At 63.0% G+C, this 10,106-nt stretch carries 7 protein-coding genes and 1 pseudogene; 7 read left to right on the top strand and 1 reads right to left on the bottom strand.

The annotated features are described in order from the left end of the window. Positions 1–1,153 precede the first annotated feature (1,153 nt). Positions 1,154–2,239, bottom strand: a complete 1,086-nt coding sequence (locus ACVWY0_RS21730) for a LacI family DNA-binding transcriptional regulator (protein WP_485838540.1) — start codon at positions 2,237–2,239, stop codon at positions 1,154–1,156. A gap of 213 nt (positions 2,240–2,452) precedes the next feature. Between ACVWY0_RS21730 and ACVWY0_RS21725 the strand changes: the two genes are divergently transcribed. The 7 genes and pseudogenes from ACVWY0_RS21725 to ACVWY0_RS21695 form a co-directional block, all read left to right on the top strand. Beyond that, positions 2,453–2,938 (top strand): hypothetical protein, encoded by a 486-nt coding sequence (locus tag ACVWY0_RS21725; RefSeq protein WP_485838539.1) that lies wholly within the window; start codon positions 2,453–2,455, stop codon positions 2,936–2,938. Between the two features lie 50 nt (positions 2,939–2,988). After that, positions 2,989–4,149, top strand: coding sequence for a substrate-binding domain-containing protein (locus ACVWY0_RS21720; protein WP_485838538.1), 1,161 nt, complete (start codon positions 2,989–2,991; stop codon positions 4,147–4,149). 55 nt (positions 4,150–4,204) lie between these two features. Then, positions 4,205–5,713, top strand: coding sequence for a sugar ABC transporter ATP-binding protein (locus ACVWY0_RS21715; RefSeq protein ID WP_485838537.1), 1,509 nt, complete (start codon positions 4,205–4,207; stop codon positions 5,711–5,713). A 3-nt stretch (positions 5,714–5,716) separates the two neighbouring features. Further along, positions 5,717–6,703: an ABC transporter permease gene (locus ACVWY0_RS21710; RefSeq protein ID WP_485838536.1), complete on the top strand. Its 987-nt coding sequence runs from the start codon at positions 5,717–5,719 to the stop codon at positions 6,701–6,703. A 79-nt stretch (positions 6,704–6,782) separates the two neighbouring features. Then, positions 6,783–7,601: a sugar phosphate isomerase/epimerase family protein gene (locus ACVWY0_RS21705; protein WP_485838535.1), complete on the top strand. Its 819-nt coding sequence runs from the start codon at positions 6,783–6,785 to the stop codon at positions 7,599–7,601. 40 nt (positions 7,602–7,641) lie between these two features. Further along, complete coding sequence (locus ACVWY0_RS21700; protein ID WP_485838534.1) at positions 7,642–8,832, top strand: levoglucosan dehydrogenase; 1,191 nt, start codon at positions 7,642–7,644, stop codon at positions 8,830–8,832. Between the two features lie 213 nt (positions 8,833–9,045). After that, positions 9,046–10,011, top strand: a pseudogene (locus ACVWY0_RS21695) (Gfo/Idh/MocA family protein); the annotation flags it as partial. Positions 10,012–10,106: the final 95 nt, after the last annotated feature.

The raw sequence follows: 10,106 nt of genomic DNA, 5'->3' as shown, positions 1-10,106 counted from the left end.
CTCACCCGCCACGAATTCCACGGCGAATGGAACTACACGCTCACCACACCCGACACGCCGTGACCGGCCGGCATTATTGTTTCGCGAGCCCTAAGTGAAAGACCACCCACGGTCAGCAGGGAAGTCGGAAGGAGACACAAGTACGCCCACATCCAAGCAGGCGGAGGGCCCACCATCCAGGGCTCTGACCCCGCCACCCACATAATTTCATAGGCGCGCGGCGCCAGACACACTCCGCAGCCGGTCTCAGAGGGGCCGACGGAGGGTAAATGTACACACATCAGAAGCAAAAAACGCCCCTGACGTGGGAAAACGTGCCCGAGGTGGGACTCGAACTGCATTCCAACCCCTGCAGACACAGGGCTCCCGCGGAAACATGCGGAATCCGGCCCGGTCCGTCCCACATACGACCCAATCCGAAGCCCGAAATGTGGACAATGTCCACACACCTTTTTTGCCATATTCCAGGCCAACCACTGAGCTGCCGCGCTCACCCACCAGGGCTCTGTGGTGTGCCAAAGGGAACTTGCGCACACGATTGCCCTGGTCGCGTCCGGGGCCGGGCGCTGTCAGCCAGCCCGGCACTGGAAACTATTCCCCAAAGCCGGGGACTCAGGAAGTCCGGCAGTCTGCTGGTGCACTGTCCGAAAGACGCGCCTGGTCGCGTTCATATTTCCCAAACAGGCCAGGACCAGGGTGCACATGGTTCCGGTACGGGGATTCCGTCAGTTTCGCCGGCGCCGGTGAGATGTGGGGCGGTGGTACCAGTCGCGAGGGTGTGAGGGGCCGCAGCCCATTTGCCTGTGGCTCGCCGTGGTTCAACCGGGCCAATACGACCGCGGATCCGCACCCAGCACAAACGAGAATGAACTGTACGGCTACTGTCCAGCGCCGATACGGGCCTGGATCCAAAAGTCACTGTCACTAGCTACCTGGTGCCGGGCGCACCGCAACCGGCACCAGGGTGCCGCAGCTGCGGCCCTAGTCGCCACTGCGTGCAGGCAGCGTCTGCAAATTCTTTGCCGGGCATCAGTGCTTGTCGAGTTCCAAGGCTGTAACAATCGCTTCAAGCGAAGGCAGAGCCTGCTCATGGGCCGAACAGCCCTGGTCGACGAGCCACGGCCATGCCGCCCACACTTTGTTTCGAGACCTTTCATGTGTCCTTTGGTGAAGTGCTGTGGGAGCTGGCGCGAGTGGAGCTGTTGCGTACTACAAGCGTCGGCGTGATTGGCGTACGGTCCACGTCCCGCCCGTCCATGGCGCCGAGTAGCACCTCCATGCTCATGAGTGCCAGTGCGGTGAAGTCCTGGCGCACAGTGGTGAGGGGAGGCAGGAAATAGTCCGACCCTTCGATGTCGTCGAATCCGACGACGCTGACATCGTCCGGGACGCGGATGCCGTTTTCGGCGAAAGCGCGAATAAGCCCCAGGGCGGTATGGTCGCTGGCTGCGAAGATCGCCTGAGGGATCCTTCCCTCCCGGACGAGCTGGAGGCCGGACTCGTAGGCCCATTTGGGGCTCCAGTCGCCCTCGATGCACAGCCCTGGGGCAAGTCCGGCGTCACGGAGCGCGGCCCTCCAACCGCGCTTGCGTACCCGTCCGTCGAACCAGTCCATGGAGCCGGCGAAGTGGGCGATGTCGGTGTGGCCTAGGTCTATGAGGTGCTGGGTGGCCAGCCTCGCTCCGAGCTCCTGATTTTCTGAGTATGTGAAGACGTTTGGTGTTGACGATGCTCCGGCGGCGATCATCTCCACTGGTACACGGCATGAGGCATTCCAGACAGCTGCTGCCATGTCGACGAGAGGCGCGATGACTATGACCCCCCCGACGCCGGTATCGTCCAAGGTGTCGAGGGCGGCTTGCACAGACTCTTCATAGGGTTTTTCGACACTGATAACGGTTGTGGCGTAGCCCTTCTTACGCGCAATGTTCTCAAGGGCCATGAGTGTCCCGACAGGGCCGAACCGTGGCGAGCCGTCCGAGAGTATGCCGATGGAAGTTGACCGGCTGGTGACCAGCGCGGTCGCGGCCCGGTTCCGCCGGTACCCGATGTCCTTGATGATCTGCAGAACTCGCTCGCGAGTTGAAGCACTGACGTCCGGTGCGTTGTTGAGGACTCGCGAGACAGTCCCGAACGAGACGCCGGCGATTTGCGCCACATCGTTGATGGTCGGCTTCCGCCGCAACGAAGCGTCCGGAAGCCGCTCACTCGCCTCACGGGGGATCACTGTTCCTCTCACGTGCTCTCCTGTCCTGCACTGGCCGGGCCGAGTCCGCGGTTGTTCCGTGCGGCCTTAATCTTACGTCGCCGCACGCATCCTAAACCTCAAATCGGACAGTGGCGTGATGCTTGACACAAACATCCGTAAACGTTTACGATTTTTCTAAGCGTAAACGTTCACGGTGGTTTCGTAAACGTTGACGGAGACAGACTTCAACGAAGAGGGAGCGGGATGAGCAACACCATCGTCGATGCACTTTTACTCGACCCCAGCGTTGGCCTTCGAAATATTGACCCGGCCCAGTGGGCCAATTTGGAAGTGCTCCTGACGGACACCGCACGTGATGATCTCGCAGTCGCTGTCCGCACCTTCGTCTCCGCCGGCTCCTCGGCTGTCGTCGGCATCTTCGATGACAACCTCCTTTGGGCGAGCCTGGTGGTCTCTGTCGACCAATCAGGCGCGCCGACGTCACTGTCGACCATTGACGGCTCGGTCGCCGAGACAGCCGGCGGTGAAATGACGAAAGCGGCAGGTGAGGCGGTTCGGTGGGTTCAAGCCCATCACGGACCGTGTTCCCTGGGCTTCTTCGTCGACAAAGTGCATGCAGAGGCGTTCCTGAGGGCTTCAGACAAGGCCGCTGCTATCCGCACGGCCTCCGCCACTGGCGGACTCGTCCTGTCGCCGGTTCCCCCTGCCCTCGCCATAGCCCTGGCCTGATCCAACACAACCATCCGACCTATCCATCCACTCACAAGCACTGGAGAACAATGATGATCCGCAGGCTTCCCATTGTGGCCTTGGCCGCAGTCCTGTCACTTTCCGTCGCTTCCTGCAGCAGTTCGACAACGGGCACCTCAAACGCTCCTGATGCGGGGGTGTCCGAGAAGGCCCAGCAGGCCCTTGACAACATCAAGGGACAGGTCCTGAGCAAGGGCCCCAACGGCGAGACGCCCTCGCCGGCATCCGTTGCAGATCTGACACCCGAAGAGATCGGGAAGGTCAAGGCACTCAACGCCAAGGCTGCAATCGTGATGCACTACGGCGGCAACGACTGGGCGACCGCCCAGACCAACGGGCTAAAGAGCGAATTCGAAAAGCTTGGCATCAAGGTCATCGCCACAACCGACGCGAACTTTAAACCGGACAAGCAGGTATCGGACATCGAGACCGTCATGACGCAGGACCCGGACATCATCGTCTCCATCCCCACGGACCCCGTGGCCACGGCCTCCGCCTACAAGAAAGCCGCGGCCGCCGGAACGAAGATCGTTTTTATGGACAACATCCCCCAGGGACTGACTGCCGGCAAGGACTACGTCTCTGTTGTCTCTGCCGACAACTATGGCAACGGTGTCGTCTCTGCCCACCAAATGGCCAAGGCCCTCGGTGGCAAGGGGAAGATCGGACTTGTCTTCCACCAGGCCGACTTCTTCGTGACCAAGCAGCGCTACCAGGGATTCAAGGAGACAATCACTAAGGAGTACCCCGACATCAAGATCGTCGAGGAGAAGGGCATCGCCGGGCCGGACTTCGCAGGAGACGCCCAGGCCGCTGCGAACGCCATGCTGAGCAAGTACGCCGACCTGTCGGGCATCTGGGCGGTGTGGGACGTCCCCGCAGAAGGTGTCATGGCTGCAGCCCGTGCCGCGGGCCGACAGGATTTGAAGATCGCCACTGAGGACCTCGGCAAGAACGTCGCCATCGCACTGGCCAAAGATCAACTCGTCGTCGGCCTCGGGGCCCAGGTTCCGTTCGACCAGGGCGTTACCGAAGCCCGGCTGGCCGCAGGCGCACTGATCGGCAAGCAAGCACCGGCATATGTGGCGCTGAGCGCACTGCCGGTTGACCACTCCAACGTCCTGGAAGCCTGGAAGCAGGTCTACCACGAGGACGCTCCCAAGGACATTCAAGAGTCCTATAAAAAGTAGCCAGACCCGACGGTGCGGGGGTACCCCACCCCCGCACCGTCCTGAAAGGGCAACAATGAACACCGCAGACAATGTGGTCGAGATGCGCTCGATCTCCAAGGGCTTCAACGGCGTTTCAGTGCTGAAGGATGTCAGCTTTGACGTCCGGAAGGGCGAGGTCCACGCCCTCGCAGGAGGCAATGGTGCCGGAAAGTCCACACTGATGAAGATCCTTCAAGGTGTCTACCAGGCGGACGCTGGCGAGATCCTCATTGGAGGCAATCCGGTCGCCATCAACTCGATTCAGGACGCGAAGGCCGCCGGCATCGGAATGGTCTTCCAGGAATTCAGCCTCGTACCGAGCCTGACCGTCGCTCAGAACATCTTCCTTGCCTCCGAGCCGCTCGGTGCGGGCGGGCTCATCGACGACCGCGCCTCGGAGCGGCGGGCCAAGGAAGTCTTCGCCGAGATGGAGGTGAACGTCGACCCTCGTGCTGAGGTTTCCCGGCTCGGCACGGCTTACTGGCAGCTGACCGAGATCGCCAAGGCACTCTCGCAGGACGCCCAGGTGCTGATCATGGATGAACCCACCGCCAGCCTGGCCCGGCACGAGTCCGAAGCGCTCTTCGAACTGATCGACCGCCTCAAACAGCGGGGCATCTCGATCATCTATATCTCTCACCGCATGGACGAGGTGTACCGTCTGGCCGACCGGATCACCATCCTTCGCGACGGCCGTCGACTCCTTACCGAGCCGCTGACCGATGTGACACCCGAACAGATTGTGGAAGGCATCGTCGGCAAGAAGATCGAGGGCCAACTTGCCTACCGTGAGCGGGACCATGTGGCCCACGAGGGTGCACCCCTGCTGGAGGTTCGCGGACTGAATGCCGGGCGGCGGGTAAGGGACGTCTCCTTCTCGCTCCGCCCCGGTGAGATTCTGGGCCTGGCCGGTCTGATGGGTAGCGGTCGTACCGAACTTGCCCGGACACTCTTCGGCATCGACCGGCTGGATAGCGGTGAGATCCTGATCCGGGGGCAGAAAATCAATCTGACCTCGCCGCAGCAGGCAATCGACGCCGGTGTTGCCCTCATCCCCGAGGACCGACGGGCTCAAGGCCTCGTCCTGGACCACTCCGTCCGCGACAACCTGCTGCTGCCTTTGCTTGGCCAGATCAAGCGGGGACCGCTCCTGGACTCCGCCAAGGGCAAGGAACTGTCCTCGTCCCTCATCAAGAAGTTCGCGGTCAAGGTCGCCCACCCCCACCGCCCCGTGCGCCTGCTTTCGGGCGGCAACCAGCAGAAAGTGGTCATCGCCAAGTGGCTGGGCACCGATCCAGACATCCTGATCCTGGACGAACCGACCGCCGGCGTCGATATCGGCACTAAGAGCGAAATCCTGGACATGATCCGTGAACTCGCCAGCGCCGGCAAAGCCGTCATCGTCATCTCCTCCGAGTACCCCGAACTACTCGCGGTCAGCGACCGCGTTCTCGTCCTCAAGGACGGCTCCGTCATCCGTGACATCCCCCGCAGCGACATCGCTGACGAGGAATATCTTCAACTTGCAGTCCAGGGAGTCTGAACAGTGAGCAACGCCAACACCATCACCCCCCGTAACACCGCGGCACCCCGCAGCTTCGGCACCATGCTGAAAGAGCTCGACTGGCGGCGTTACGTCATTTACATCGGCTTCGTCGTCGTCTTCATATTCTTCGCCATTCTGCTGCGCGACCAGGGCTTCCTGTCCCCGCAGAACCTGCTCAACATCTTCCGGCAGACGGCCACGATCACCGTGATCGCAGTAGGCATGACTTACGTCATATCCTGCGCAGAAATCGACCTGAGCGTCGGATCGGTGGCTGGCCTCTCCAGCGTCTGTACAGCCATGGCGTTGTCCCAATGGGGCCTGGTCCCCGGCATCCTCGCCGGCCTAGCCGTCGGACTCGTGGTCGGGTCGATCAACGGCGCACTGGTCAGTCTCCTTGGCATCCCGTCCTTCCTGGTGACGCTCGGCATGCTGGGCATCGCAGTCGGCGTCGCCCAGTGGATTACGGCCTCGGCCCCCCAGCCGATCCTGAATGACACCTTCAACATGCTGTTCGGATCCGGTGACTTCGGTCCCGTACCGGGCCTGGTCGCCTGGAGCGCCATCTTCGTTGCCATCGGCGCCGTCGTCCTGAACCGCACAAAGTTCGGCCGCCAGGTCCTCGCCACCGGAGGTAACCGCAACGCTGCTGAGTTCACCGGCATCAACACCAAACGCATCAAATTCCAGGTGCTCCTCATCTCTGGCATGGTCGCGAGCGTTGCCGGCATGCTGTACGCCGGCCGTCTCCAGTCCGGCCGCTTCCAATGGGGATCAGGCGATGAGCTATCCGCCATTGCCGCCGTCATCCTCGGCGGGACAAGCCTCTTCGGCGGCTTCGGCTCCATCATGGGAACTCTCTTCGGCGCCCTTCTGATTGGCCTGATCAACAACGGACTGATCCTGGCCGGCCTCGACAGCAGCCAGCAGCAGGTGGTCCGCGGGGCCATCATCATCCTGGCCGTCGCCCTCGCCCGGAAGAAATAGCCTTGGCCAGCGCAATTGCCCGCGCCACCGGCCCCCTAAACCCACCTGTCTCCTCTTGACCTATCTGAAAGGCCTCAGCATGAAACTCGGATACTCCACAATCACCTGGGGTGGCGTCGTAGGCCACCCGGTAGGGGTGACCAGCATTAAAGACCTCTTCTACATGACCCATGGGCCCATGGACAGAGCGGTCAAGGACATCGCAGCCGCCGGCTATGAGGGCGTGGAGATGTTCGACGGCAACCTCGCTGAATACGCCGACAAGCCCGAGCAACTCCGCAGCATCCTCGACGAGGCCGGCGTCTCCCTCGTCAGCGTCTACACCGGCGCGAACTTCATCTACACTGACATCCTGCCCGACGAGCTGCACCGCATCCAGCGCGCCGCCGAGCTCGCTGCGACCTTCGGGGCCGAGCGCCTCGTCGTCGGAGGTGGCGCCCGGCGCGCCACCGGCACCACGGACGAGGACTACCGTCGGCTGGGGGAGGCCCTCGACAAGGTCACCGACATCGCCGAGTCCGCCGGTCTCTCCGCCAGCTACCATCCCCACCTCACGACGATCGTCGAGAACCCCGACGAGCTGAACCGGCTGATGGCCCTGACCCGCATCGGCTTCTGCCCGGACACGGCTCATCTTGCCGCCGGCGGCGGCGACCCGGCCGCCCTCATCCGCAAATACCCGGACCGCATACGCCACGTCCACCTCAAGGACTTCCGGAAGGATCCCTTCGCCTTCCTGCCCCTCGGGCAGGGCGAACTCGACTTCCCGGACATCATCCAAGCCATCAGGGAGAGCGGCTATGACAGCTGGCTGATGGTCGAACTCGACGAGTACGACGGCGACCCCCGCGCTGCCGCCGAGATCAGCCGTCGGTACCTCGAAGAACTCCTCCCTTAACAACCCTCCCCCACACGCATTTCAGAAAAGGAACACGATCGTGAAGAACCTCAACGTCGGCCTCATCGGAGGCGGCTTCATGGGCAAGGCCCACTCCCTGGCCTACTCCGCCATGCCCATGTTCTTTTGGCCCGCCCCGGCCCTCCCCGTCCGCCACACCATCGCCGAAGCCAACGACACGCTCGCTGCCGAGGCCGCCCGCCGCTTCGGCTTCGAGAACTCCACCGCCGACTGGCGGCGGATCATCGACGACCCGGCCATCGATGTCGTCGACATCGCCACCCCCAACCACCTCCACGCCGAGATCGCCATCGCCGCGGCGCAGGCCGGCAAGCACATCATCTGCGAAAAGCCCCTCGCCCGCACCGGCGAGGAGTCCAAGGCCATGTACGACGCGGTCAAGGACGCCGGCATCGTACACATGGTCGCCTTCAACTACCGCCGCACCCCCGCCGTTGCCCTGGCCAAGAAATACATCGAGGAAGGCGCCATCGGCCGCGTCCTCAACTTCCGCGGCACATACCTCCAGGATTGGTCCGCCAACCCCAACTCCCCCCTGTCCTGGCGCTTCCAGAAGAACATCGCCGGCTCCGGGGCCCTCGGCGACATCGCCACCCATGTCGTCGACATGGCCCGCTACCTTGTAGGCGAGTTCTCCTCCGTGAACTCTGTCCTCTCCACCTGGATTCCCGAACGACCACTGCAGACCGGAGGCGCCGACGCACTGGGGACCGTCCGGGGCGGCGAAGGACCCCGCGGCGAGGTCGACGTCGACGACGAGGTCATGACCATGGTCCGCTTCGCCAACGGCGCCGTCGGCTCCATCGAGGCCACCCGCAACGCCTACGGCCGCAACAACTTCATCACCTTCGAGATCCACGGCACCGAAGGCAGCATCGCCTTCAACTACGAACGCCGCGACGAACTCCAGGTCTGCTTCGCCTCCGACCAGAACGACCGGCGCGGATTCCGGACCGTCTACACCGGCCCGGCCCACCCATACGGGGATGGCCTCTGGCCCATCCCGGCCCTGGGCATCGGCTACGGCGAGACGAAAATCATCGAAGCACACGACTTCTTCAAAGCCATCGCCGAAGGCGGCAGCGTGAGCCCGAACTTCGCCGACGGCTATCAGACGGCGCTCATCGAGGATGCGATCGTGGCCTCTGCCGAGAAGGGCGTGTGGATCGACGTGCCAACGGTCGCCGATCTCGCCACAACCGCGAAGTAAGGATAGGGGAAGGGGTGCGGGCCGCCCGTCCCCCTCCCGTTACTCCTGGGAACCAGCCCCCTCCCCCATCCTGCGACGCCAACGGCCACCAAACTCTCATTCTGAAGCGGACTGGCAACGGGCCGATTCCCTTAGTCCTGTTGCCGTTAAGGCTGGCCTGTGCAAGCTCACCAAAGACGAAGCCCATCGCTATTCCCAGAAAGAACAAAAATCATGTCTTACCGGACCAATCCGAGCAAACCCCTGGGTGTGGCGGGGATCGGTTACGCGTTCATGGGCAAGGCCCACTCGAACGCCTGGCGGAACGTCGCCAGCTTCTTCGACGTCCCGGCCTTCGAGCAGAAAGTCCTCGTGGGCCGGGACGCCGGACAGGTGGCCGAAGCCGCTGAAAAGTATGGCTGGGCCGAGTCCGCGACGGACTGGCGCGCCGTGATCGCCAGAGACGACATCCACATCGTCGATATCTGCACGCCGGGCTGGATGCATGCCGAAATCGCCATCGCAGCGCTCGAAGCGGGCAAGCATGTCCTTGTCGAAAAACCCCTCGCCAACACAATCGCCGAGGCCGAGGCCATGACGACTGCCGCCGCAGCGGCCCGGGGCCGCGGGGTGCAGTCCATGGTCGGGTTCAACTACCGCCGTGTGCCCGCCCTGGCCATGGCCCGCGAACTGATCGCGGAGGGCCGGCTCGGCATCGTCCGGCACGTCCGGGCAGCGTATCTGCAGGACTGGCTCGCCGATGACAAGGCCCCGATGACCTGGCGGTTGCGGAAGGAAACAGCCGGCTCAGGCGCACTGGGGGACATCGCCTCCCATGCCATCGACCAGGTCCAGCACCTCACCGGTCAAGCTGTGACTGAGGTGACCGGCACGTTGAGGACGTTCGTCGCAGAGCGTCCCGGCCCCAACGGTCCGGAAGAAGTGACCGTCGACGATGCCGCATGGGCCACCCTCGGGATGACAGGTAACATCAGCGCCTCGGTGGAGGCCTCCCGCGTGGCCACAGGGCAGAAGAACAGTCTTCGGATAGAAGTCTATGGCTCACTCGGGTCACTGACATTCGACCTCGAAAACCTCAACGAACTAAACTTCCTCGACGCCACCACCCCGGTGCGGGAACAGGGGTTCCGGCGGATCCTGGTCAACGAACCCGAACACCCCTACCTTGACGCGTGGTGGTGTTAGGCGTCGCAGTGGTTGACGGTAGGGGCGTCGTTGCCGGTGACGAGGCAGGTTTTTGCCGTGGCGTCTTGATTTAGTGCCGTCGGCGGCGT

Source organism: Arthrobacter sp. UYNi723, from assembly GCF_054057635.1.
Note: the sequence above shows the minus strand (reverse complement) of the source record. Positions and strands in the feature narration are given on the sequence as shown.